Here is a 26,589-nt window from a genome sequence, read left to right on the forward strand (position 1 = left end):
AAGTCTTATGAAAAAATGGTTAGCTATTTTATTGGGAATTCTGCTGATTGGCTTGCTGACTGGCTGTACGACTGAAAGCTCAGGGGACAGTGATCAAGACAACAGCAGCGATCAGGAGCAAGCGAGTGGAGATTCCGCCACATTAAACTTAAACAACAGCGAGGAACCTACCTCCCTTGATCCTCCGCAAGGATTTGATTCTGTATCCTGGAATGTCCTGAATAATCTAATGGAAGGATTAACTAGGTTAGGCAAAGATCATAAGCCTCAACCTGCTACAGCTGAAAAATGGGACTTATCTGATGATGGAAAAGTCTATACCTTCCACATACGGGATAATGCCAAGTGGTCTAATGGCGACGATGTAACCGCAGGGGACTTTGAATATGCCTGGAAACGATTATTAAATCCAGAAACCGCCTCTCCGGCCGCATTTCTCGGCTATTTTATTGAAGGCGGAGAAGCTTACAATAATGGTAAGGGTTCTGCAGATGACGTCATGGTCAAAGCGGTTAACGATAAGGAATTGAAAGTCACCTTAAAAGCGCCAACAGGGTACTTTCTTAATATCATTTCCAACCCTGCTTTCTTTCCGGTTAATCAAAAGGTAGCGGAAGAAAATGAGGAATGGTATGCAGATGCCTCAAGCTTTGTAGGAAATGGTCCCTTCACTCTGGCTGAATGGAAACATGACAGCGAGATACTAATGAAGAAAAATGATCACTACTGGGACAAAGGTACGGTCAAACTTGATCAGGTTCATTGGGCGATGGTCAATGACGTGAATACAGAATATCAAATGTACAAAAGCGGAGATCTTGATACGTCAGGCATTCCGCCAGAATTGGCCGATAAACTGCTTGATAGTGACGAAGTGAAAATTCAAGATCAAGCTGGTACGTATTTTTACCGGTTTAATGTCAATAAAGAGCCTTTTCAAAACAAGAAAATTCGTAAGGCATTTGCTATGGTCATCAAACAGAAGGATATCGTTGATTACGTCACAAAGAATAAAGAAGAGCCCGCTTACGGATTCGTTTCTTACGGATTTACCAGCCCTTCCGGGGAGGATTTCCGCAAGCATAATGGCGATTTAGTTCAATACGATCCCGAACAAGCCAAAAAGCTTCTAAAAGAAGGCATGAAGGAAGAAGGCTATGATGAACTGCCGCCTATTACTCTTTCCTATAACACAAGTGAAGCGCATAAAGCGATTGCTGAAACCATTCAGCAAATGTTTAAAGAAACGCTAGGTATTGAAGTTTCTTTGGAAAACACGGAATGGAATGTATTTTTACAGAACCAGAAGGACTTAAAACATCAATTGTCCAGAAGCTCCTTCTTAGCTGATTATGCAGACCCTATCAATTTCTTGGAAAGCTTCATTACCGATTCTTCTATGAACCGGACAGGATGGTCGAACAAACAATATGATCAGCTGATTGAACAAGCCAAACAGGAAACAGATGAAGCCAAGCGCTGGGAAGATATGTATCAAGCAGAAAAAGTATTATTTGATGATATGCCGATATTCCCGATTCATTTCTATAACCAAGTCGTTTTGCAAAAAGACTCTGTGAGCGGCATTGTCCGCCATCCGGTCGGTTATCTGGAATTAAAATGGGCAGATAAAAAATAATAGGATTAAGAAAAGAGGCGCTTGCACATTGGCTGCGAGTCCGCCTCTTTTCTCCATGAGGAGAGAAATAACATGATTAAACCGCGCCAATTACACAAGGGGGATACCGTTGGTGTCATCGCTCCGGCAAGTCCACCTGACCTTAATAGACTGGAGAAGGCCATTTCCTTTCTAGAAAGTCTCGGAGTAAAAGTCGAGCTGGGCTCCCATCTTTCTGATACTTACGGCTATTTGGCAGGCAAAGATGACGACCGGCTGGCAGACCTTCATTACATGTTTGAAAACCCCGAAATTAAGGCGGTTATCTCAGCAGGCGGAGGCTATGGGACGAGCAGAATCGCGGGATCGATCAATTACAGATTGATTGAAAACAATCCAAAAATCTTCTGGGGTTACAGCGATCTAACTTTCTTACATACGGCGATCCGCCAAAAAACCGGATTAATCACTTTTCACGGTCCTATGCTGTGCTCAGATGTGGGAAAAGAAAATTTTGATTCTGTTTCTAAGCAAATGTTCGATCAGCTGTTTCATCCTCAAGAGCTGCGTTACTCAGAGGATATTTCTCCGCTTGTGACAGTGTCCGAAGGAAAAGCTGCCGGAGAAATTGTCGGTGGAAACCTTTCTCTACTCGTAAATTCTCTCGGTACCCCCTATGAATTAGATACGAATAATAGATTATTGTTCATCGAAGATATTGGTGAAGAACCCTACCGCATCGACTCTTTTCTATGTCAGTTACAACTAGCCGGCAAATTAGAGGAGGCAGCGGGCGTTATCATTGGAGATTTCAGTGACTCAGAACCTGTAAAACGAAGAGAGTCTTTACCTCTCGAGGAAGTCTGGAATCACTATTTCGCTTCATTAGAGAAACCCGTCGTTTCCGGGTTTAAAATGGGGCACTGTCTGCCCCACTTTGCTATTCCTTTGGGAGCAGAAGCTGAGTTATGCGCCTATAGTCAAACACTCTCCATCGAACCAGGAGTTACCGGAAAGGAAGCGAATGATGAAAATCCAAAAAATTGAAACTTACCGTGTTGCAGTCCCTCTTCACACTCCTTTTAAAACAGCGCTTCGGACGGTGACAGTTGCTGAATCCATTTATGTGAAAATAATATGTGACAAAGGCATAACCGGCTGGGGAGAGGCACCACCCACTCATGTCATCACGGGAGAGAGTCTAAGCAGCATTGAATATGCCATTCATTTTATGATTGAACCCGCTATAAATGGGGAATCCGTATTAAAACATGAATCGGTGTTTGAAAGATTGCAAACCTGCTGTGTTGGGAATAGTAGTGCAAAAGCTGCCATTGATATGGCCATCTATGACTGCCTGGCTAAAGCTTGTGATCTGCCCTTGTTTCAGCTGCTTGGCGGTTATCGGAGCACGCTTGAAACAGATTACACCGTAAGTATAAATGACAAGGAACAGATGCTTGCTGATGCTCAGAATTATGTGAACAACGGTTTTGTGATTTTAAAAATTAAAGCAGGTAAAGATGACATTGAAAAAGATCTCGAACGTATTCGCACCATAGGTTACAGCTTAGGAAATCAAGTTTCCATCCGCTTAGATGTGAATCAAGGATGGACAGTGAAAGAAGCTGTTTATGCGATTCGTAAAATGGAACAGGAAAACCTTCCTATCGAACTTGTAGAACAACCTGTAAAGGCATGGGTCATCGAAGGACTAAAACAAGTAAAAGAACAAACCTCCCTTCCTATTATGGCTGATGAAAGTGTTTTTTCTTTTTATGACGCACGTCGTGTACTTGAAACAAGAAGTGTTGATTTAATCAATATTAAGTTAATGAAAGCTGGAGGTATTCATCAAGCGCTTAAAATTAATCATTTAGCAGAAGTCTATGGAGTCGAATGCATGGTGGGAAGTATGATTGAAACGAAACTTGGAATTACAGCGGCCGCCCACTTTGCAGCGAGCCAGAAAAACGTGACCCGAGTCGACTTTGATGCCCCGTTGATGCTTAAGAAAGATCCGATAGCGGGGGGTGTCAATTATAATAAAAGCACCCTCACATTTCCGGCAGACTCTGGACTTGGTCTTAAAGAAGTCCAGCTTGATCGAGTACTTTCTTAATATTCCTTAGGAGGTAAACTGATGACGAACACTACCGCTTCACGAACCACTTGGGTCGTCCAAGTCCCCGTAGCCACAGTTTGGACTTCCCCGGAAGCACCAAGAAAAATAGATGAGCCTGGAGTTTCCGTACCACCATTAATTAAGGAATGGTTAAGTAAACTCACTCACGAAACGAGACTTGCTTTAAGTGAGGAAAATTTAGTTCAATCCCAGTTATTATACGGCGAAGAAGTGATTATGGATGATCAATCCGGAGAATGGGCAAAGATTATTATCCCTACTCAACCTTCTAAGAAGGATGAGCGAGGCTACCCTGGGTATGTTCCCATCCGGCAATTAAAGGAAATTCCCGAAACCAGCTGGCAGGGGGAAGGAATTGCGGTCGTAATTGCCCGCCACAGCATACTGCTCAACAGTCAGCGCGAACCAAAGTTTGAAGTCAGTTACCTCACTTCTCTTCCCGCACTGGTGGAAGAAGGAGAATTGATTAAAGTATGTACTCCTGACGGCGAAGGCTACCTCCCAACTAAGGATGTTTCACTCTACCCTTCTCGGGAAGCGATACCCAAAGGAAGCGGAGAGGATATATTGAAATCAGGGGAAGCATTCGTCGACCTTCCCTACTTCTGGGGAGGCATGAGCTCGTACGGCTATGATTGTTCAGGGTTTGCCTATGCCATGCACAAGGCACAAGGCTATGAAATTCCTCGTGATGCCTCTGATCAGGCGAAAGCAGGAGAAGAAGTACCCCTTGATCAACTGCATCCGGGAGATTTACTGTTCTTTGCTTATGAAGACGGTTCGATCCATCATGTAGGATTTTATTATGGGGAAGGCAAAATGCTTCATTCCCCAAACACAGGAAAAAACATTGAAATCATTGATATCAATGGCACCATCTATGAAAAAGAACTTTGTTCAGCCAGACGCTATTGGGGGAAAACGGAGGAATAGCATGGATAAACAGAAAACGCTAGAGGTGAAAAATTTAAAGAAATACTTTCCTGTAGGCAAAGGAAAAACTCTTAAAGCTGTCGATGGTGTCAGCTTTGACATCTATCAAGGAGAAACATTTGGGCTCGTAGGAGAATCTGGCTGTGGGAAATCAACCACCGGTCGTACGATCATGAATTTATATGATCGTACGGATGGAGAAGTGATCTATGAAGGGCAAAGCATCTATGAAATGTCTACACAAGACCAGTTTCAACTGAAACGGAAACTGCAAATGATTTTTCAAGATCCATATGCCTCCTTAAACCCGCGTTCTACAGTAGCAGAAATCATTGCAGAACCGATGGAAATTCACCAATTATTTTCTTCCAAACGGGAACGAATGAACAGGATTTACGAGCTGTTAGAAGAAGTAGGTTTAAATCGCGATCACGCCAATCGCTATCCACACGAATTCAGCGGCGGGCAGCGGCAAAGGATCGGCATAGCCCGCGCTTTAGCCTTAGAACCTAAAATGATTATCGCTGACGAACCCATTTCTGCTCTGGATGTATCCGTTCAGGCCCAAGTCGTAAATTTACTCGAACAACTGCAGGAGGAGAAAGGTTTAACGTATTTATTTATTGCCCATGACTTATCCATGGTACAGCACATCTCTGACCGGATTGGTGTCATGTATTTAGGACACATGGTTGAATTGACGAGCAGCGATCAGCTTTACAGTCGTCCAATGCACCCTTATACGCAAGCGCTGCTATCGGCCATTCCCATTCCTGACCCCGACATTGAAGATGAAAGAGAACAAGTCATCATTGAAGGAGAAATCCCCAGTCCCATCGATCCGCCAAGCGGCTGCGTATTCCGCACCCGATGCCCGATGGCTATGGATATCTGTGCTGAAAAGAAACCCAAGTGGCAGGAAGCAGAGAAAGATCATCAGGTCGCCTGCCATTTATACAATGATGAAATTGCGAACGATTCACCGATCAAAAAACTCCAAGATCGTGTTACGTTAAATATTCGCTAATTGCTATAATTATCCTCGGCAGTGCCTTACTTGTATCACTAAACACAGAAAACCCGAACCCTTGTAAGTAAATGAAGGTTCGGGTTTTCGTATTATTTCGTTCCAGCTTTTTTATTCAGCCTGTGTGTTTGGATTCCATGCTTTCCTCCCCACTAGCCTTCCTTTTCTTCCATTGGCTACTGAGAAAAGGAACTAAGAAAGATAAGAAACTTAGAATTAATAACGTCAGAGATATGGGCTGTGTCACAAATATCTTCCATGACCCCCCAGTTGAAGTTAATGCCTGACGAAGAGATTGTTCCATCATCCCGCCAAGGATAAAGGCAAGAATAAACGGAGCTGCCGGGAAGGAGAATAGCCTCATCAGATATCCGATGACTCCAAATGCCAGCAGTACATACAGATCAAACGTATTGAAGCTGATGGAATACACACCGATCAAACTGAAGATAATCACCAGTGAAATAAGTAACGGACGCGGAATCTTTAATAGTTTGGCGATATACGGAATCAGCGGTAGATTGAGTAACAATAAGATAATATTCCCGATATACATACTCGCGATTATTCCCCAAAACACATCGGGATGATCCTGTACTAACAATGGCCCAGGCTGTATTCCCATTACCATAAAGGCACCGAGCATGACTGCAGTGGTTCCTGACCCGGGTATCCCCAGGCTCAATAAAGGAACAAACGCCCCGCTCGTTGCTGCATTGTTCGCCGTTTCCGGCCCTGATAATCCTTTAATTGATCCTTTACCGAATTCTTCAGGATGCTTGGCTATTTTTTTCTCTGTAATATATCCAATGAAAGAGGCAATTGTCGCACCGGCTCCGGGAAGCACTCCTAGAAGAAATCCAATGATCGACTGCCGTGACATCGGCCCTCGCATCTCTTTCAAGTCACTTTTACTCAGCTTCAAGTTGCCGATATTGGATTGCTCGCTTAAGGAAGAATCTTTCCTATTAATAATCAAAGAACATACTTCTGCAAGAGCAAATAATCCAAGAGCAATGACTAAGAAATCAAATCCTTCAAGCAAATTGGGATTGCCAAACGTAAATCTTGATGTACCCGTCTGGGCATCTATTCCGACAGTCACTGCTATAAACCCCATTGTTGCTGAAATCAATGCTTTAACTGTGGAACCTTCCGACAAACTTGAGATCGCCGTGAGACCGAGGAACATTAAAGCAAAATATTCAGCTGGTCCAAACGAAACGGCTACTTGAGCTAATGCAGGAGCAAAAAGCATGAGCAAAACAACAGAAACCGTTCCTCCTACAAAAGAAGAAATGGCTGCAATGGCTAAAGCCTTTCCCGCCTCCCCTCGCTGCGCCATCGGATACCCGTCAAACGCAGTAGCTACAGTTCCGGAAATTCCTGGAGCATTTAATAAAATTGATGAAGTAGATCCGCCAAAAACAGCCCCGTAGTAAACCCCTGCCATCATCACCAATGCGGTAGAAGGGTTCATCCCATAAGTCACGGGTATCATAATCGCTATCGCACTGATCGGTCCCAGACCAGGCATCATGCCAATAAATGTACCAATAAAGACTCCAATAAACACAAATAAAATCCCTTGTAAACTGAAAGCAACGTGAAAGCCTTGCATCAAACCATCGAATGCACCCATCTGTTATCCACACCTTTTAAAATGGTAATATTCCCTGAGGTAATTTAATCTGCAATAAGTAAACGAAAATATAGTAGAGTGCCGTAGGAAAAAGCACGGATACTAGCAAGTTCGAAATCCATTTCCGGTATCCTAGAAATGCAGAACAGCCAAATATAAATAGTGCCGTCGTTAATAAGAAGCCCAAAATTTCAAACAACAAAATATAAAGGAAAATAATGGCCCCAACAGCAAGGATCACCAAAATCTCTTTCCCCGGTACCTGCCGTTTTTCTTTTTGCTCCGTTGTTTCTGATGATCGATCAAAAAACAGTAAAACAGCTAATCCGAGTAATAAAAACCCTAATACTTTTGGAACTAAATCAGAATCTACAGGTACATAGGGATACTTCTTAAGGTTATAGCTTAAGTATAAATATCCGGCTGCAAATAAAATTAAAAAGATACTTACCTTTTGATTTAATGTTCTCAGCATTTTGTATCACCTTCATATAGAGAAAGGATGACAAAGAATCTTCATCGTCATCCCTTCCTGATTATTTATTTTCCAAGTCCCAGTTCATCAAGCAAGCCGCCTAATTCTTCTGTTTGCTGCTTTAAGAAATCCTTATATTCTTCACTGTCCATATACATTTCTTCCCAGCCATATTTTTTTCTAATATCTGCAAAGGCATCGGATTCACTGACTTCTTTAAATTTATCTTCATAATACTTAACTTCAGCTTCACTCATATCTTTGGGGCCGAAGAATCCTCTCCAGTTTACGAATGTCGCATCAATTCCCTGTTCTTTAGCCGTAGGGAAATCAGATAGAGTATCCCCTTTTAACCGTTCTTCAGAAGTGATACCAAGTACTTTGATCTTACCAGCTTTTACTTGTTCGACCGTTTCGGCAACACCCGCTGAATACACGTCCGCACTACCGTTTAAAATCTGTGTTAGGGCACCACCATCCTGGGCAGAAACATATTTAATCTTTTTAATATCTACACCAGCTGCCTTTGCTAATTTCACAAATTGCATATGGTCCATAGATCCTGGTGAAGAAGCTCCAACTACAGTGACACTGGAAGGATCTTTCTTCATATCTGCGAAAAGATCGTTCAAGTTGTCCCACTTGGCATCAGCTTTGACTGCAAAAGCGCCATAGTCGGCAATCATGTTGGAAAGCGGTGTGAAGTCTGTATAATCCAGTTTAGACTGACCGTTTAGTGGAACAAAGATTAACGGAGGAGAAGAAACAAAAATGTGATTCGGCTTGCCTTTCATACTGTTAATATACGCCCAGCCAATGGCTCCACCACCACCAGATTTATTCACAACCCCAATGTCATCCTTTATGATTCCTTCCTCCTGCATGACTTTAGCTACGCTTCTGGCTGTGGTATCCCAGCCGCCGCCAGCTCCGCCCGGCGCTACAAGCTCTATCGGCTGCTTCGGTTTCCATTCTCCATTTGAATCACTTGATTCCCCGCTGGAATTGGCGGACGAGTCATTGCTGCAAGCTGCCAGCATAAGCATAAGAATTAAAAGTCCAAAAATACTCCACTTCTTCATAAATCCCTCTCCTTTTTAGAATAATTTGAATGTTTATAATTAAATCTTAAAGGACTATTCTCGCTATGTAACCGTTTTCAAAATTAGTTTCTTTTAAAAAATAAACCGAATAAAAATCATAAAAATTATGACCCTAGTGTGGAAGTGCCTCGGGAGACATAACAGGATAAGACTTGAAGCGACCTTCTTACCCATTGCTGGAACTATCCTTTACCAAAACAATAAAAAAACTAGACTCCACTGACTGAAGTCTAGTCTTTATAAAAGTATTTTCGTTCTGGTCTGCCAACTTTCCCGTATTTAGTCTCCGCCTTCCCTTCTCCGACAGAAATTAAATGTTCTAAATATCTTCTTGCGGTTGTTTTGGAAGCCCCCATGTGATCGCTTGCTTGTTCTGCTGTAATTCCTTCACTCGCATTATCTTTTAACAGCTTTCTTACTTTTTTTAACGTAATTGTATCAATACCCTTCGGCTCAGGCTGCCTCATTGGATCTGTTTGCTGTTTGCCTATAAGCTGATCGACTAGACTTTGATCAAGAGTCCGATGCTGATCAATAAGCTTCCGTTTCTCCTGGTAAGCTTCAATCGTAGACCGAAAGCGATCCATTGAAATAGGTTTTATAATATAATCCAGCACCCCGTAATTAAGCGACTGTGAAATCATAGCCTTATCTGTAGCGGCGGTTATCATGATAATATCGAGCTCGTTCGTAATCTGTCTTATCTCATGCAATAAATCCGTCCCCAGCCGATCTGGCATATACACATCCAGTAAAAGCAAATCAGGCTGCATTTCTTCTACTAATTTCAGTGTATCTTCTCCATTTAGAGCTTTACCTGCAATTTCAATATGATCTATTCCATGCAAAAATTTCTCATGCAGTCCTGCTACTCGGAAGTCATCTTCTGCAATTACAACTCGTGTCATCCTGTCCGCTCCTCTCTTTGCTTTTGGAGAAATATAGTAAAAGCCGTTCCCCCTCCAGAAGGCTGACTGATTTCAAATGTACCACCTAACTCATCGATAATTTCTTTCACATTGGACAGCCCGTACCCTCTTTGGCTTCCTTCTTTCGTAGAGAATCCTCTAAAAAATATATAAGGCATAATGTTGTCTGAAATTCCCGGGCCATTGTCTGTAATCTCAAAGATGATCTCATTGCCGATATCTGCCGCTGAAAACTGTACATGTTTTTCCTGCTGATGACTTACAGCTTCAAAAGCATTATCTATTAAATTCCCTAAAATGGTAATTAACTTTGAACGATTGATATGGGGAGGCATCTCCTCTAAATAGGTTTCTTCATCAATCGTAAAATCAACTTTTAACTCTGAGGCTTTACTTAGTTTTCCCAAGATAATCGCTTTCACTGTCTCATCCATTATGGGGTCTAGACTTCTTGTATGAGATTGTGAGGTTTGAAATTCAGATTGAATGACATCCATTGCCTCTTGATAATTTCCTAACTGTAATAAACCTAACAACACGTACATTTTATTTGTAAATTCGTGGGTCTGGGAACGCAGTCCCTCGGAATAACGTTTCACTTCGGACAAAGCTTGAACCATTTCCCTTACTTCCGTCTTGTCTCTGAAGCTTGCCACCACCCCGACAACTTTGTTTCCTTCAAGTAAAGGCGTGCGATTAACAATAATAGTGCGATCATTTAATGAAAGCTCCCGATCCTTTTCGCCCACACCAGAATGCAAGACTCGGGTCATCTCTGTTTTAGGAAAAACGTTTTGAATGAGCTTCTTTGTTACATCTTCATCAATCGATAGCATGTTTCTAGCGGATTGATTAATCATAGTAACTCTGCTGTCTTGATCAATCGCAATAATCCCTTCCCTTATAGAGGAAAGCACGGCTTCTCTATCACGAAATAAGGATGCGATTTGATAAGGTTCCAGCCCCATCGTGTCTTTCCGTATGCTCCGAGTAAGCAGCAGACCACCGCCGATGCCGATGACTAAGACTATGATAGATATCCAGGCAATCTTCTTTAATTTTTTGATAAACGCTGTATGAATGTCTTCAATCAAAAATCCAACAGAAACAATTCCTATTACTTTCCCCTGATCATTAAGGATGGGAGCTTTACCTCTTAGCGAAGGACCAAGTGTTCCAACTGCTTTTGATATGTAATACTCTTTACCTTCCAAAGCCCGTTTATTATCTCCCCCCACCATTTTTTGTCCAATTTTCCATTCATCCGGATGTGCATATCGCACGCCCTCTTTATTTCCTACAACGATAAATTCGGCACCTACTTGCTTCTGAACTCGTTGAGCAATCGGCTGAATGACTGAGGACGGGTTAGTCGTCTGAAAAGCTTCACGAATGGAGGGAATAAAGGAAACCGTGGTGGCCACCTGGAGAGCAAGCTCGCCCATCTGCTTTTCCGTCTGTTCTTTCTCCCAATAAGCGAATATTCCGGCAAGAGAAATGATGATGATGATAATGAGCGTGAGGATCAGTCCGAGTATTTTAGTTTTAAGAGAAACCTGGAGTTTATTTTTCATGGTGGGACAGCCCCTTATGAGAACGCTTTATATTTTTTATAGTTTAACATACTATACTTAAAGCCTGAACTTGGAAAATATTTAGAGTACTATAATCCTCTCAATCTCATTGCGTCCCTTTGCCCCTCCCCTCCTCACCGGTCCGTCTCTTACAGCATAACCTACTCCTAGAGTATTTGAGCTCAAGGAGGATACATTATGGAATTAACTCTCTCCCATTGGATATACGGATTTTTTACATTGCTTATTATTGTAACCATGATCTTCCGTAAAGGTGTGGTGCTGCCGACTTTACTTGGAACGTTTCTTGTCGCCTGGGTTTTTAACGGCAATTTAGTTAGTGGGTTCACGGGTGTATTTATGGCGAATTTGGTGGCAGCGAAAGAACTTTTCAACATCTTTCTAATTATTACGTTCATGGTTGCTTTACTCCATTCGTTAAGGGATCTTGGTGCTGATCGGCGCATGATTCAGCCCTTGCAAAAGATTATGGTGAACAGCCACATCTCTTTCTTTGTATTGGTTGCCGTCACTTATGTTATCTCTTTGTTTTTCTGGCCCACCCCTGCTGTACCCCTTATTTGTGCGCTGCTCGTGCCTGCCGCGATTCGATCAGGACTGCCAGCTATGATGGCAGCTGCAGCGGTGACGCTTGCTGGTCAAGGAATGGCCTTATCCTCAGATTATGTCATTCAAGTAGCGCCAGGTTTATCAGCTAAAGCCGCAGGGATTCAAACAGCAGGTGTTATGGATAAAGCTCTTATCCTCTCCCTCATAACCGGAGCTATCGCTATTGGTCTTGCTTACGTTCTTAACAAAAACAGCTTTAGAACGAAGAATGATCCACTTAATGAAATAGAAATACGCTCCATGCAAGGACTCAAAGATGAAGGAAAGCATACCGAAAATGGTAAAAATCTAACATTATGGAGTAAAGTATTTGCTCTATTAGTCCCTGTTTCTATGCTTGCAGTTATGATTTATATGGTTTACGCAAAACTTAATTCAGGAAGAATGGGAGGCTTTGAAGGCGGATCCGGGGCGGCTTTAATCGGGGGAGTTGCGGTTATTCTTTTACTATTATCGACGGTTGCATTCGGCAAGCATCGTTCCTTAGATTACATTAGCGATCATATTACGGAAGGTTTTGTATTCGCCTTTAAAGCCATGGGTCCAGTCATTCCCATTGCCGGTTTCTTCTTCTTGGGCAGTTCCGATTTTGCAGGTGAGATCCTGTCTTCTTCCACAGATAAAGCACCGGCGCTCTTATTTGATTTGGTCGAATCTACGCAAAGCTTTCTCCCTCAAAGCGCGTTCTTAGCAGCTTTCAGTATCCTTATCATCGGGATGATTACCGGCCTTGACGGTTCAGGGTTTTCCGGTCTTCCACTTACCGGAGCTTTATCTGCTTCTTTAGCCAATAGCCACATTGACCCGTCTGCCTTAGCAGCGATTGGACAGATGGGCTCCATCTGGACGGGTGGAGGTACAATAATTGCCTGGTCTTCTATGATTGCGATTGCCGGATTCTGTGGCGTCCCAGTGATGGAACTAGTAAGGAAAAATTTCTTTCCTGTCATGATTGGTTTGATGATATCCACTTGTGTCGCCATGATTATTTTTTAGTTTGGATTAGATTCATGAAAAAATGGCGGCTTGGCCATCCTTTCGATCAGCTGGAGGAAACCGCATCTTCATTACCATCAAAACAAAGAAAAACCCGAACCAATATCTATCATTGGTTCGGGTTTTCTCTGTTTTACAGATGTTTGATTTTAAGAATTATAAGCTTTGATTTTATCATGAACCTTTTGGATTTCCTCGTCTGGTACTTGATAGTAGAATATCCCGTCAATTCTTTCATTCTTGCCTGTCATTTGATAGGTTGTCAGGTTCTCTTTTGCGCTTCGATAATTCAACAGCATATCTTTCATCGTATCAAAGTCCATGTTGGTAGCCATATTATCCCCCAGGACATCCAGCATATCGGACATCCGACTGACGGACTTAATACTGGACCCTTTATCTATTATGGCTTTAATGACCTTCCGCTGCCGTTCATTTCTTCCTACGTCTCCCTTAGGATCCTCGTGCCGCATTCTTACGTAACCCAGGGCCTGATCACCATCTAACTGTATCGGTCCTTTTTCATAGTGATAGCCTTTTTTATAATAGCCTTCATCATACCAATCGATCTCATTATTAACGGTAACTCCGCCAACGGCATCCACCATCTCAGTCACGCCTTCCATATTCATCTTCACATAGTAATCAAGATCAATATCCAGCAGGTTCTCCACGGTGTTAATCGACATATCCGCACCACCGTAAGCATACGCGTGATTGATTTTATCTCTAGTTCCTGAGTGCGAAGAATTCCCGCCAACTAAAGTAGCTCTCGTATCACGTGGAATGCTGATCAGCTGGCTTCGATTATGAGCGGGATCAACTGACAGGACCATAAGAGCATCCGATCTGCCTGAGTCCCCCTCCCGCTCATCCACTCCCATGAGTAAGATATTTAGCGGTTTTTCATTTTTAATTTTCTTTTGAGTCTGTTCATGATCAATAGAGGAAACTTGTTTATGAATTTTGTCATTTACTGTACTTTTTGCTTCTGCATAAATGCTGTACAGGTAGGCACCTACAGCTAAAAACAAAATGAGAAAACTAGTAAATATCACTTTCCACTTTTTCTTCAATCGTCTCTTTCTTCGTCTTCTTATGCGTTTCTGTTCCATTGTTTCACCTCGTTCAATAGATAGCTGTAATTAGACAATTTACTACAAAGTATTGCAATTTATTTTCTTATCATACCGCAACTCGCTTCAAATGTGAGTTACATTTTATTTAAAATTTTGTAACAAACCCTTCCTTTTTATAGAAATCTATTCAAAATTCGATCTATCTGGACAATTTACTATCATATTTCCCGGGAAATATCTGCTGCTTTGTCGATAATAAATATTTATCCTCATATTGTCTTATTTTCGGAAAAATCAGTAAACTAGTTTGCTAGGGTTAAAAATATTGTTGTATAATGGTAAATGATTGGAAACGCATACATATTTTTAGAGGAGGGTTTTGATGAGTGGTATTTGGTTAGCCATAGCTGGCGGTATTGTGTTTATTTTAGGTTATAAGTATTATTCCAAGTTTCTTGCAGAACGAATCTATCGTTTAGATCCAAACTATGTAACACCTGCTCATAAATACGAAGACGGGGTGGATTACGTTCCTACTAATAAATTTGTGCTCTGGGGACACCATTTCACATCCGTAGCAGGGGCTGCGCCAATTGTCGGGCCAGCGATAGCTGTTTACTGGGGCTGGCTTCCTGCCATACTATGGGTGCTGCTTGGAACTATGTTTGCAGCAGGCGTTCATGATTTTGGAACATTAGTCTTGTCTTTGCGCAATAAAGGCCAATCGGTGGGAACCCTGGCCAGCAAATTGATTGGGCAGCGTGCTAAAGTGTTGTTCTTATTCATTATTTTATTACTAGTGTTAATGGTGAACGCAGTGTTTGCCTGGGTTATTGCTAAGCTGTTCATATCCTTTCCAGCGAGTGTTCTCTCGGTATTTATTCAGATTCCTCTAGCGGTTTGGATTGGCTATAGTGTTTATAAACGGAAGGGCAATATGCTCCTTCCATCCGTAGTGGCTCTTGGAGTAATGTACGCAACTGCGATTCTTGCGAGTTATGTCCCGGCATTACAGATTGATCTCGTTAAATACTTTGGAGGTGAGGGGGCCACATCATTATTTGGAATGGATGCCACTTCTTTAGCGTTTTTCGCTTGGATTATCGTTCTTATGGTTTACGTTTACATCGCTTCCACCCTTCCAGTATGGAAATTGCTTCAACCTAGAGATTATATCAATTCTCATCAATTAATAGTTGGGTTAGGTTTACTCTATTTAGGTCTCTTATTTACAAATCCACAAATAACGGCTCCTGTAAGCAACAGTAATGCGGATACGTCCTGGTTTCCGCTTTTGTTTATTACCATTGCCTGCGGGGCGATTTCAGGATTCCACGGGTTAGTTTCTTCGGGAACCTCTTCTAAGCAGCTCAGCAATGAAAAGGATGCAAGATTTGTTGGTTATTTAGGAGCCGTCGGCGAAGGTGCTCTTGCTTTAGTAGCGATCATTGCTGTGATTACCTTCTTCCCTACTGCTGAGGAATTCCGTGCAACTTACAGTGGCTTTACAGCTGCTAGTGATGCCGGACTAGGAGTGTTCATTAAAGGGGCAGCTCAGCTTGCAGCTGGCTTAGGAATTCCGGCAACGGTTGCTTCCACTATTGTATCTGTTATTGTTGTAAGCTTCGCAGCGACAACGCTGGATTCATCCGTAAGGTTAATGAGATATATCATTGCTGAATTAGGAACAGAATATAAGATTAAACCGTTAACAAAAGCACACGTGGCCACTACAACTGCTGTAGTTTCCAGCGCAGCCCTGACTATACTGCCTCAGGGACCCAAAGGATTTGGCTCTGGCGGCTACTTGCTTTGGCCGCTATTTGGTACTTCTAACCAGCTGCTGGCGGGCATCAGTTTACTCTTAATATCTATATGGCTGAAGCGTCAGGGACGAAATTATTGGCCGACTATGATTCCGATGTTGTTCCTCATGTTCGTAACTCTATGGGCTATGATTACGCAAGTTCTAACCCAGTGGGCACCATGGGGGTCAGGGAGCGACTGGATGTTGTTCAGTTTCGGTGCCATCATTCTTGTTTTCACCTTCTGGATATTACTGACCGCTTTTTCTGCCATTCGCAAAGGAGCGGACGACAGTGTCAGCAAGAGTGCTTAGAGCGCATGAACACGAGGAGGAAGGACCTGGAACAGAATATGCCGTTTATCCGCAATAAATTTATCACCCGTAGACCATTAATAGTTCCAGATAACAAGAAAGTCGTGCCACTTTGCACGACTTTCCCATTGATCAGGAGGTGATCCCCGATGGTTGAAGTGTTAATTATCCGACCGGAGAAGGAAATCGGGATGGGTTGCTGCGGAGGTATTTGCGATGATGAAGATGGTCTCGTCTCTATGAAAGATGCGTTCAATCACCATAAGGAAGACCGTGAAAATCTTGGAAACTTATATAATAAAACCAGGGACAAATATGGGAATGAAGTGTCCGTAACTTTCGTAGACCCGCGAAATTTACTGGCAATCAGCGTGTATTTTGTAAAAAGGATTCGAAACCGTCACATTTCTTTAGCTGAAGCAATTAAGCATATCTTGTTGGATATTAAATACAATGCTGTGTTTGTGGATGGTACCCGCACAGACAATTTAAGTAACTATGATCAACTGATCCAAGAAAGGCTGTATCAATATGAAAGATAAGAAATTCTCTTTTAAGCGATTAGCCGCCTATTATGATGAAGTGTTAAGTCTGCCTCATAAAATGGAAGTCGCACGAGAACTAAGGGACGAGGAAGATCTGTTTATGCTGCTAGTCTATTCAGATATGCTCGGCATCCCTAACCCTGCCTTTTATTATACGCTTGAACTTTATCCGCACATGATAGAGAAATTCCACGATTGGCATCTCCGCATGGGGATGGAAAAGTCGCCTCTCGATGGAATTCGCTGCTGTTAGAAAGGAGCTTCTTCATGAATACAGAAAAACAAAGCCCTCATATCCTCTTTGTCGGAGGAAAAGGAGGGGTCGGCAAATCGACGACTTCTGCCGCCCTTGCGCTTGCCTTTGCGAATGCCGGCCAGCGGACGTTAGTCATATCCACAGACCCTGCGCATAACCTTGGGGACATTTTTCATAAACCTCTTGGACATGGCAAAACGAAGCTTGCTGAAAATCTCTGGGGCAGTGAAGTAGATCCAGTTCGAGAATCTAAACGATATATCGAAGGGGTAAAAGATAATCTAGAGGGACTGGTTAAATCGAGAATGGTAGAAGAGGTTCACCGGCAAATTGACATGGCAGCCGCCTCTCCGGGTGCAGATGAAGCCGCTTTGTTTGACCGCCTTACTTCTATCATTTTGGAAGAAGCAGATCAGTTCGATAAAATTGTCTTTGATACGGCTCCTACCGGCCATACCATACGGCTGCTTACTCTGCCTGAACTCATGAGCGTTTGGATGGACGGGATGATTGAAAGAAGAAAAAAAACGAACGACGATTATACTCAACTGCTCAATGATGGAGAGCCAGTGGATGATCCTATATTCGACGTTCTTCAAAGGAGAAAACAAAAGTTCGCTGCGGTGAGGGATATTATTTTAGATGAATCAAAAACTGAGTTTATGTTTGTACTGATTCCTGAACGCCTGCCGATATTAGAAACGAATAATGCCCTTAACCAATTATCTAAGCACCGTCTTCCAGTTAAAACTCTCGTCGTTAATAAAGTACTCCCCGACTATGCGGATGGAGAATTTTTAGCAAAACGCCGGCAGCAGGAACGAGAGTATTTAAAGCAGATTGACGAAACCTTTACAAAGCAGAAAAAAATCAGGATCCCCCTATTCGAGCAGGATGTTTCTGATATGGATAAGCTGTCAATAGTAGCAGAACATTTTCAGCCCTTTATTACTAATCCTGCATAACAATAGTTAACGGAAGCTGTGTCCGCGGAAAGCGAAAGAAGCAGGTAAAGCGTGATCCTTGAATATCAAACTCAGAAAACCCGAACCAGTGTAAATCAATGGTTCGGGTTTTCTAGCGAATAAAATCCATCCTCTTTAATGTTCACAGACTAAGAGAGCAGCTTTCCAAATATCTCCACGATCTGTTACAATTTATAGACTCATAGAATTCAAATGGTATATGCTAAAGATAATACATACATAAAGGAGCGGGACCACCGTGATTCGTAAGCGATTTATAGGTTATACAATAGCGATGACACTTCTAACACTTCTATTATTTGGACTAGTAGAAGCTGCAATTCAATACTTCCCAATCAACATGAATGAGGAAATCCTTCGTATGGCTGCATTAGCGATTATTTTAGCCCTTACAATTGGTCTATTTATGCATCGAGCTTCCTTTGGTGTCACTACTCCTTTGCATAGACTGCTGGCATCAGCGAAGCAAATCAACGAAGGCAAAACGGACCAGTATATTGAACGTTTACGAAGAGATGAAATCGGACAGCTTGCAGAAGATTTTGAAACGATGCGTATCAAGTTAAACGAATCCAAACAGCTGGAAGCACACTTTGAAGAGAACAGAAAAAAATTAATGGAAAATATCTCAAAGGATTTAAAAACACCGGTGACTTCAATTAAGGGATGTGCAACTGAACTGCGGGATGGTACTGTGGTTTCTCAGGAGGAAGTCAGCCGTAACGTACAAACGATTCATACAAAAGCACTGGTGATCGATAAATTAATCGATGATCTTTTCTTGTTTTCCCAATTAGATCTAGGGAAATTAGCGTTCCGCTTTAAGAATATTGATTTAAGAGGATTCTTTATGGATATTATGGAAGAATTCGAGAAAGAGTGGGATGAAGTTTCTTTTACTTTTTCTGCTGATCAAGAAAAGTCTTTTGAAACAAGAGTAGACCCGGACCAAATCCGCCGTGTGTTCGTAAGCATTTTGGACAATAGTTTAAAGTATATTGATAAGTCAGATAAAGCGATTGAAATTCATTTGGAAGAGAAGCTTGGAGAGATCATCGTGACTATGAAAGACAATGGGCCGGGGATGTTGGATCAGGACCTGCCTCATATTTTCGAGCATTTCTATCGGTCTGATATGGCCAGGGATGTCGCACCAAGAGGCAGCGGCCTGGGACTTACGGTAGCGAAGCGTGTCATTGAAGAGCATGACGGCAGAATCACAGCTTCCTGCAGGAAAGGTCACAGCACCACGATTACCTTTACTCTACCTAAGAAAATATAAAAAAGCTGGCCTTTTGAGGCCAGCTTACAGAATATAAGTATGCCTTCACTTAGACGTTTAAACCATTTCCTTAATCAATTTAAGCCAGCCAATAAAAGAACACCATAACGGGATGCTGAGAAGGAGCGCCCATCTAAACCCTGTTATAAAATCATTCTCTTTAAACATTGGATGACCTCCATTCCGTCCATACTCCACTTTTACCTGTGGTAATTTCTATCATGACACAAAAAAATCCTGACGTATGTATGCCATACGTCAGGATTTTTTTACAATTCTAACCGCGTAAATATCTCTTAATCTTTAATCTACGGCGCCGTTTGGAAAGAAATAGAACGAACCTGAAAAGATCTTAGCGATTCATTGAATCCTCCTCCAGTCTCGTCTAGTTCCTCAGACTCAAAAGAAGAATCTATTGATAATATTTATACAGAGCCTGAGTTCCGCTGTCCGCTTCCCCATCTTTGGCTATTTGATCATACATTTGCTTGGCAAGCTTAAGTCCAGGTAAATCAATCTCCATTTTTTCTGCCGTTTCAAGCGCAATTCCCATATCTTTAATAAAATGCTTCACAAAAAATCCCGGAGAAAAGTCTCGTTTAATAACCCTTGGTGTAAGATTACTAAGCGACCAGCTTCCGGCTGCCCCTCCGCTGATACTTTCAAGCAGGGTATCCGGATCCAGGCCGGCAGATTCTGCGTAGACTAGTGCCTCTGTCACACCAATCATATTGGTGGCAATGGCGATCTGATTGGCCATTTTTGTATGCTGACCTGACCCCGACGGTCCCTGAAGTACGATTTGACTGCCTAATACCTCAAAGATTCCGAGTACGTGTTCAAAATCGGCTTGATCTCCACCGGCCATGATCGAAAGCTTTCCATTCTTTGCCCCGATATCTCCGCCAGAAACAGGAGCATCAAGCGTATGAATTTCTCTCTTTCTTGCTTCCTGATCAATCTGTTTTGCCAGAGCTGGAGAAGAAGTAGTCATATCAATTAGATAAGCGGAAGGGGCAGCATTTTCAATTAATCCCTGTTCGCCAAAATAAACTTCTTCCACATCTTGCGGATAACCGACCATCGTAATGATAACCTCAGACTCTTTGGCCAGACTTTGGACACTATCTTTCCAGGTAGCTCCCTGTTCAAGTAATGATTCAGCTTTTTCATATGTACGGGTAAATATATTAAGTTGATAACCTGCCTCTAGTAATCTAGCAGCCATGCTTTTTCCCATAACGCCTGTACCGATGAATCCAATAACTGGTTTGTGCATATTATTCCTCCTCTTTCTATTCCTCTACCCTAATTATAAAAAAAACACACGAAAAAAGCCTGTTCCCAGCTTAAAAAACAAGGAATAGGCTTTTAAGATCATTATTGTTCTAATTCATAAGATAACCAGGCAAGCTTCTGTTCATCTTCGAATGGGACAGGTCCTGTTCCGCCTAATAAGACGAATCCGTGAATGACGTTGTTCTTAATTACGCTTTCTGTAGAAGTTGTTAACTGCTTACCCTTTACTAGAAGTAACGGAGCTTCTTCCTTTGCTGCCAAAGCTGCACCCGTTAAAGCGTCTGCAAAGTCTTCCCCTGTGGCCACATATGCTTTATCAGTCTTAATATTTCCATATTTAATACTGTAGTCTACAATCGCTTTAGCAGTTTCGTAGCGATTTGTTCCATTTTTTCTGATTGGCTGAGGGAGTTGACTTTCTACTTCCTCGCTAACTGCATTGAGCCCGCCTGTTACTAAAGTATTTTGAACGCCTTTCAAGGCTTCCTTAGTACTAGCAGGTAATTGGTTTGGTTTTGTTAATAAAATGGGGATTTCATTTCTCGCTGCATAAGGCGCTGCAGCTAAGGCATCTGGGAATTTATCCCCTGTCGCTACGACTGCTTTACCACTTTTGGAACCTAATTCTTCTGCAATAGCTTGCGCGGTTTGATAACGATTAGATCCGCTGATTCGTTCATGCGTGATACCGAGGTCGGTTAAACGGTCTGCAATGGTTGGGAGAAGTGCGTGTTTGGATCCGCCTAATAAAATCACATGCTGAGCCCCTAATTCTTGGATAGCTTCTTCTGTACCCTTCGAAAGTTCTTTTGAATTCGTTAATAATATTGGAGCATTGAATTTGTGCGCTAAAGGCGCTCCTGCTAAAGCATCTGGAAATTCGTCGGCACGTGTTAGTACGACCGTGTCCGCACCATCTTCCCAGCCGTCTTTTGCAATCTCTATTGCTGTTTCAATACGATTATCACCCTTCAATCTCTTCGGTAACTGTCTGATTGCATTTGAGGTTATATAACCCGAATTGTCTCCGTAATTAATCTTGTAGTACACGAAGTGATTAAACCTATTTTCATTTTTTAAACCAAAAACGGGTTTACTATTGATTGTAACCACTTTATCGTGAATTTCACTTCCCTGCCCATCATTTAAGCTTTGCTTTAAATTGGCTGCGGGGATATAGTATTGCTCTTTTCCACCTTTATACATTTGAGTAGATTCTGTCAGCAAAAGGGAAACATCATAATTCAATTTATTAAAGATGATATTTGCATCTGAATCACGATCATAAGTAAAGTCTTCCTTTTTAAAAGGTAAATTTGCTAGTTTGTGATCCAGACTGGAATTTTCAATTCTTTGAAATACTTTATACTGATAGCTATCCACATTAACATTCCCGTCACGGTCAATCGGACTATTAACTGGCTTTAAACCATTGTAAGCCATCACTGCAAAGTACCATGACTCAATTTTGTGGCGGTCATTACCTTCAATTGTCGGGATCGCTCCTTTGCCGCCGAGCTTCCACTTCTCATTTAAAACTTCCACGCCAGCATTAATATTATACTGGATATCATTCTTTAGCTTATCTTCATCGTAACAGCCATTAGCTTCTGGAGTTTGATCATCGTCACAGATATTAGTTGTCACCTGCATGATTCCGATGCCGCCATCGCTGCTTATCAAATCCTGCTTCCATCCGTTACTTTCCACGAAGGCAATGGCCTTAACAACTTCTGGTGGAACATCTGCCTCATTCGCTGCCTCTGTCAGCATCTGATTAATCTCTTTAGTTGAGTGCGTCTCTGCATGGGCTGTGTACGGCAAGGAAAAAACAAACAATCCTGCCACCGCAAGAGCACATACTTTTAATAATTGTTTAATGATAAGGTCCCCCTTTAAAAATGGAAAGCTTTTTTGCGTTTTTTTAGATTTATTTGCGGATAATGAGATTTATTTGCATAAATCATCCTATATTTGCGCATTATAGCTTTTTATTTGCGAAAATAACGATATATTTGCTTACCAGGACGTAGGTCCTAGTAGAACTATCTCTTAGTCTATCATTTATTCCATCAATTACCAACAAAACCCATTAAAAGACCAGCATTCTATTAAATAGAATGCTGGTCTCATCGCACAAATTAAGCCCACCACATCTCTGCTGGCTCTTCTTCAATAATAACGGATTTCAAATTCTTCACGGCTTGGCTGAATCCTTCATTTATAGACATGATCGGATCCTCATGTTCAATGCTGATCACATAATCATAGCCGTATGTTCTTAATGCACTGATAATGTTAGACCATTCCTGAGTACCATGACCATATCCTACAGAACGGAAGGTCCATGCTCTTGTTTTCACATTGCTGTAGGGCTGCATATCGGTTAGCCCATACATGTTCACATTGTCTTGGTCAATGTATGTATCCTTCGCGTGGAAATGGTTAATAGCGTCTTCATTTCCCAGGATTTTAATAGCAGCTACCGGATCAATCCCCTGCCACCACAAGTGACTTGGATCAAGGTTAGCTCCCACGGCAGGACTGGTTGCTTCCCGAAGCTTCAGCATTGTATAAGGGGTATGAACAAGGAAACCAGCGTGAAGCTCGAGTCCAATCTTCACTCCATGTTCCTCGGCAAATTTCCCTTGTTCCTTCCAATAAGGAATTAGCTTCTCATTCCACTGCCAATCCAAGGTATCCGAATATTCACTCGGCCAAGGGGTGACGGGCCAATTCGGTGATTGATCGCCCTCGTGACCGCCTGGAGTTCCCGAGAACGTATTCACCACAGGAACATCTAGTAAGCTCGCAAGTTTTACAGTTTTCACAAAATCCTCATGGCATTGATTCGCAAACTCTTCATCAGGAGAGATTGGATTCCCGTGACAACTGAAAGCGCTGATAGAAAGACCTCGGTCCTGCACTTTCTTCATATATTCCTTTCGTTTATCTTCGCTGTCTAATAACTCATCCACATTACAGTGAGCATTTCCAGGGTAGCCGCCCGTCCCAATTTCCACTGCTTTTAAACCAGATTCTTTGGCACGATCAAGCATCTCTTCAAATGATAAATCAGAAAATAATACAGCAAATACACCTAGTTTCATTCTGCATTCCTCCTACCTTATAATTTAATGCTCGTTCCTTTCTCGCTGCTTTCATAGATCGCTTCTATGAGCTTTGTTACTTTTAAAGCTTGCTCTGGTTCAACAATCAAATCTGCATGACCTAGACAAGCATCCACAAAGTTGGCCGCCTGGGCAACTCCTGGATCGTCCATTTCATTTCGCATCTTCACGGTACTATCCCACAGCTCACCATACTTAGTCTGGTACAATTCAAATGGATAGACGCTTAGTCCTCCGTCCACTCCGGAAATCGTTAATTTGGTTTCATCCTCTTTAATATTTGCTGCCCAGGAGCATTCAAATTGCATAGACAGCCCATTTTCGAAAGTAATATAACTCGTTACATGATCATCTACATTAAACGATTCGTGATCAAAAGCTCCCCAGTCATTGACCTGGCCCGGAGTTTTACTCAGTCGATCATAAGTTCTTCCAATCACCTCGACCGGCTTAGGATCGTCGAGCAGCCAGAGAGCCAAATCCAGCAGATGGCATCCAAAATCAATTAAGCTTCCTCCGCCTTGAAGATCTTTATTCGTAAACACTCCCCACCCAGGAACCTTTCTCCGTCTCATCGCTTGGACTCTTGCAACCAGAGGTTCGCCAATTTCCTGATTGATCATCGCTTTTTTTGCTACTTGAGCTTCCTGCATATGCCTGAAGTGATAGCCTATGGAAAGCACGCTATCATAACGATTCGCTGCTTCAATCATGTAATGACATTCACGGGTCGACATCGCCATCGGCTTTTCACACAACACATGAACTCCAGCTTCTAGCGCAGCAATGGCGATTTCCGCATGGAACTTATTCGGCGTACAGATGGTTACCGCATCTACTTCTTTAAACAAGTCTTGATATCGATTAAAGGATTTCGGGATGTTAAATTTATCCGCGACTTGTTGTGCCCTTTCCTCATTCACATCTTGAACTGCGATAAGTTCTACTCGGTTGTCTAAACTTTGATAGGAAGGGATGTGCCTATCCTGAGCAATCCCTCCCACTCCTATAATCCCCATCTTCAACTTTGTCATTTGGCAACCTTCTCCAAGCTGCTGATTTGACGAGTTTCTCCTGACTTGAGTGCCCCAAGAATGACTTCTAGTGACTTCAAACCTTCTTCACCGTTAATAAGTGGTTCAAGGTCATTCACGATGCTTCCGACAAAGTGTTCAACGACATGGGAATTGCTTTGGCCGCCGTCATCATTGGACTGAATCTGTCCCAATTCATATTTAACGACTTCGCCATTTGCATACTGCGCAACAAGGGAATGTACCGGGTCATCTTCAAGTCGCAGGGTAGCTTTTTCTCCATAAATGATCGTCGAGTTATCCTCTTGAGGTTTGTATGCCCAGCTGGCAGTTAGTGTTCCAACTACCCCGCTTTCGCTTCTTAAAATGCAAACCGCGTTATCATCCACTGTAATATTTTCTTTAGCATTATTTTCAATAAAGCCGGCAACATCTGTAAATTCTTCTCCCAGAAGATAGCGGAGTAAATCTGCCTTATGCACGCCCAGATCCCCCATAGCTCCAATGAACGCTTGTTCCTTTTTAAAGAACCAGGTATCTTCGCCTTCTGCACTCCATCCTTCAGGACCGCCGTGACCGAAAGTAGTCCGGAAACTGTAGATTTTGCCGAGTGCTCCAGCTTCAATTAACTCCTTCGCCTTCTGATGAGAGGGTACAAATCGTTGATTATGACCAATCATCAGTTTCTTACCACTTTGCTTCGCTGCCTTGATCATGTTCTCTGCTTCTTCTCGAGAAGTGGCCATTGGCTTTTCACAGAGAACGTGACAGCCTGCGTTCAACGCATCAATAGAAATCATTGCGTGAAAAGCATTCGGGGTACAAACGCTTACTGCGTCAACGTTTTCTTGTTTTAAGAGATCTTTATAATCCGTGTATACGGCTGACACACCGTACTTTTCCGCCACTTGCTCAGCTCGTTCCTCGACAATATCGCAGACGGCCGAAATTTCTACTTCAGGATGAAAATCATATTCCACAAGATGACGATGCTGCGCAATGCTTCCACAGCCAATAACAGCAACTTTCAATCTAGACATTAGAAAAAACTCCTTTATTAATTATTAATGGTTTCAAGCGGCTGAGCATTTCCGTAAACCGGTGCAGGAGTGCTCGTATTCTTCACCCAGTTGACACCATTTTTGATCACCTTCTGCACTTCTTTGTTGTAGTAGGTAGGATATGTCTCGTGACCGGGGCGGAAATAAAAGATCTTCCCTCTTCCTCGTTTAAAGGTAGCACCGCTTCGGAACACTTCTCCACCCTCAAACCAGCTGAGAAAAATGAGTTCATCAGGGGCTGGAATATCAAAGTGCTCTCCGTACATTTCTTCTTTCTCAAGCTCAATGTACTCCCCAATTCCCTCCGTGATCGGATGGGTAGGATCCACTACCCATAATCGTTCTTTCTCATCCGCTTCTCTCCATTTCAAATCACATGAGGTTCCCATCAGCTTTTTAAATACTTTAGAAAAGTGGGCCGAATGCAGAACAACCAGTCCCATTCCGTCAAGCACACGCTGCTTAACCTTTTCGGCAACTTCTTCGGTTACTTCTTCATGAGCCTTGTGTCCCCACCAGACTAAAACATCCGTTTCTGCTAGAACTTCATCAGTTAGACCATGCTGTTCTTCATCCAATGTTGCAGTTGTAACGCTTACATTTTCTTCATTTAAAAAGTCGGCAATCACTCCGTGAATGCCTTCAGGATAAATCTCTGAAACTGCTGGATTAGATTTTTCGTGACGGTTTTCATTCCATACTACGACGTTCATATAATCTCTCC

General features: G+C 42.4%; 22 protein-coding genes and 1 pseudogene. 11 read left to right on the top strand and 12 right to left on the bottom strand.

Annotation, left to right across the window (positions count from 1 at the left end):
• Positions 1-7: 7 nt before the first annotated feature.
• The 5 genes from Q7A53_RS15440 (at position 8) to Q7A53_RS15460 (ending at position 5,724) form a co-directional block, all read left to right on the top strand.
• Positions 8-1,639 carry a peptide ABC transporter substrate-binding protein gene (locus tag Q7A53_RS15440; protein ID WP_411790079.1) on the top strand — a complete coding sequence of 544 codons (1,632 nt, stop codon included), beginning with the start codon at positions 8-10 and terminating at the stop codon, positions 1,637-1,639.
• A 72-nt stretch (positions 1,640-1,711) separates the two neighbouring features.
• On the top strand, positions 1,712-2,665 hold the full coding sequence (locus Q7A53_RS15445; protein WP_411790080.1) for a S66 peptidase family protein: 954 nt from the start codon (positions 1,712-1,714) through the stop codon (positions 2,663-2,665).
• Positions 2,646-3,740: a dipeptide epimerase gene (locus Q7A53_RS15450; protein WP_411790081.1), complete on the top strand. Its 1,095-nt coding sequence runs from the start codon at positions 2,646-2,648 to the stop codon at positions 3,738-3,740. The genes Q7A53_RS15445 and Q7A53_RS15450 overlap by 20 nt, the downstream gene beginning before the upstream one ends.
• A gap of 21 nt (positions 3,741-3,761) precedes the next feature.
• Entirely contained in the window at positions 3,762-4,697 is a 936-nt protein-coding gene (locus Q7A53_RS15455; protein ID WP_411790082.1) for a C40 family peptidase, read from the top strand.
• 1 nt (position 4,698) lies between these two features.
• The gene (locus Q7A53_RS15460) at positions 4,699-5,724 is read left to right on the top strand and encodes an ABC transporter ATP-binding protein (protein WP_411790083.1); all 1,026 of its coding nucleotides are present in this window, start codon (positions 4,699-4,701) and stop codon (positions 5,722-5,724) included.
• Positions 5,725-5,839: 115 nt separating this feature from the next.
• On the opposite strand, the gene Q7A53_RS15465 is transcribed toward Q7A53_RS15460, so the two are convergent.
• The 5 genes from Q7A53_RS15465 to Q7A53_RS15485 form a co-directional block, all read right to left on the bottom strand.
• Positions 5,840-7,366 (bottom strand): tripartite tricarboxylate transporter permease, encoded by a 1,527-nt coding sequence (locus tag Q7A53_RS15465; protein WP_411790084.1) that lies wholly within the window; start codon positions 7,364-7,366, stop codon positions 5,840-5,842.
• Between the two features lie 16 nt (positions 7,367-7,382).
• Positions 7,383-7,841, bottom strand: coding sequence for a tripartite tricarboxylate transporter TctB family protein (locus Q7A53_RS15470; RefSeq protein WP_411790085.1), 459 nt, complete (start codon positions 7,839-7,841; stop codon positions 7,383-7,385).
• A gap of 65 nt (positions 7,842-7,906) precedes the next feature.
• Positions 7,907-8,923 (bottom strand): tripartite tricarboxylate transporter substrate binding protein, encoded by a 1,017-nt coding sequence (locus Q7A53_RS15475; RefSeq protein WP_411790086.1) that lies wholly within the window; start codon positions 8,921-8,923, stop codon positions 7,907-7,909.
• Between the two features lie 251 nt (positions 8,924-9,174).
• The gene (locus Q7A53_RS15480) at positions 9,175-9,852 is read right to left on the bottom strand and encodes a response regulator (protein WP_411790087.1); all 678 of its coding nucleotides are present in this window, start codon (positions 9,850-9,852) and stop codon (positions 9,175-9,177) included.
• On the bottom strand, positions 9,849-11,447 hold the full coding sequence (locus Q7A53_RS15485; protein ID WP_411790088.1) for an ATP-binding protein: 1,599 nt from the start codon (positions 11,445-11,447) through the stop codon (positions 9,849-9,851). Before Q7A53_RS15485 ends, Q7A53_RS15480 begins: the two co-directional genes overlap by 4 nt.
• Positions 11,448-11,645: 198 nt before the next feature.
• Here Q7A53_RS15485 and Q7A53_RS15490 point away from each other — a divergent pair, with 198 nt between their 5' ends.
• Positions 11,646-13,073 (top strand): hypothetical protein, encoded by a 1,428-nt coding sequence (locus tag Q7A53_RS15490; RefSeq protein ID WP_411790089.1) that lies wholly within the window; start codon positions 11,646-11,648, stop codon positions 13,071-13,073.
• A gap of 149 nt (positions 13,074-13,222) precedes the next feature.
• Here Q7A53_RS15490 and Q7A53_RS15495 read toward each other — a convergent pair whose 3' ends face one another.
• Positions 13,223-14,188, bottom strand: coding sequence for an LCP family glycopolymer transferase (locus Q7A53_RS15495; RefSeq protein WP_411790090.1), 966 nt, complete (start codon positions 14,186-14,188; stop codon positions 13,223-13,225).
• Between the two features lie 346 nt (positions 14,189-14,534).
• Between Q7A53_RS15495 and Q7A53_RS15500 the strand changes: the two genes are divergently transcribed.
• The 5 genes from Q7A53_RS15500 (at position 14,535) to Q7A53_RS15520 (ending at position 19,340) form a co-directional block, all read left to right on the top strand.
• Positions 14,535-16,271 (top strand): carbon starvation CstA family protein, encoded by a 1,737-nt coding sequence (locus Q7A53_RS15500; RefSeq protein ID WP_411790091.1) that lies wholly within the window; start codon positions 14,535-14,537, stop codon positions 16,269-16,271.
• Between the two features lie 149 nt (positions 16,272-16,420).
• A complete protein-coding gene (locus Q7A53_RS15505; protein ID WP_411790092.1) occupies positions 16,421-16,813 on the top strand; it encodes a hypothetical protein in 393 nt (130 codons plus the stop codon).
• Positions 16,803-17,069, top strand: a complete 267-nt coding sequence (locus Q7A53_RS15510; RefSeq protein ID WP_411790093.1) for a cory-CC-star protein — start codon at positions 16,803-16,805, stop codon at positions 17,067-17,069. Before Q7A53_RS15505 ends, Q7A53_RS15510 begins: the two co-directional genes overlap by 11 nt.
• Positions 17,070-17,083: 14 nt before the next feature.
• The gene (locus Q7A53_RS15515) at positions 17,084-18,037 is read left to right on the top strand and encodes an ArsA family ATPase (protein WP_411790094.1); all 954 of its coding nucleotides are present in this window, start codon (positions 17,084-17,086) and stop codon (positions 18,035-18,037) included.
• 259 nt (positions 18,038-18,296) lie between these two features.
• Positions 18,297-19,340, top strand: a complete 1,044-nt coding sequence (locus Q7A53_RS15520) for a HAMP domain-containing sensor histidine kinase (RefSeq protein ID WP_411790095.1) — start codon at positions 18,297-18,299, stop codon at positions 19,338-19,340.
• Positions 19,341-19,752: 412 nt separating this feature from the next.
• On the opposite strand, the pseudogene Q7A53_RS15525 reads toward Q7A53_RS15520, so the two are convergent.
• The 6 genes and pseudogenes from Q7A53_RS15525 to Q7A53_RS15550 form a co-directional block, all read right to left on the bottom strand.
• Positions 19,753-20,622 (bottom strand): annotated as a pseudogene (locus tag Q7A53_RS15525) (NAD(P)-dependent oxidoreductase); the annotation flags it as partial.
• 98 nt (positions 20,623-20,720) lie between these two features.
• Positions 20,721-22,412, bottom strand: a complete 1,692-nt coding sequence (locus Q7A53_RS15530; RefSeq protein ID WP_411790096.1) for a cell wall-binding repeat-containing protein — start codon at positions 22,410-22,412, stop codon at positions 20,721-20,723.
• 368 nt (positions 22,413-22,780) lie between these two features.
• Entirely contained in the window at positions 22,781-23,749 is a 969-nt protein-coding gene (locus tag Q7A53_RS15535) for a sugar phosphate isomerase/epimerase family protein (RefSeq protein ID WP_411790097.1), read from the bottom strand.
• Positions 23,750-23,766: 17 nt separating this feature from the next.
• Positions 23,767-24,804 carry a Gfo/Idh/MocA family protein gene (locus Q7A53_RS15540; protein ID WP_411790098.1) on the bottom strand — a complete coding sequence of 346 codons (1,038 nt, stop codon included), beginning with the start codon at positions 24,802-24,804 and terminating at the stop codon, positions 23,767-23,769.
• Positions 24,801-25,844 carry a Gfo/Idh/MocA family protein gene (locus Q7A53_RS15545; RefSeq protein WP_411790099.1) on the bottom strand — a complete coding sequence of 348 codons (1,044 nt, stop codon included), beginning with the start codon at positions 25,842-25,844 and terminating at the stop codon, positions 24,801-24,803. Before Q7A53_RS15545 ends, Q7A53_RS15540 begins: the two co-directional genes overlap by 4 nt.
• A 17-nt stretch (positions 25,845-25,861) precedes the next feature.
• Entirely contained in the window at positions 25,862-26,578 is a 717-nt protein-coding gene (locus Q7A53_RS15550) for a ThuA domain-containing protein (RefSeq protein WP_411790100.1), read from the bottom strand.
• Positions 26,579-26,589 lie beyond the last annotated feature (11 nt).

Source organism: Halobacillus rhizosphaerae, assembly GCF_046719735.1.
Lineage (GTDB): Bacteria > Bacillota > Bacilli > Bacillales > Halobacillaceae > Halobacillus_B > Halobacillus_B rhizosphaerae.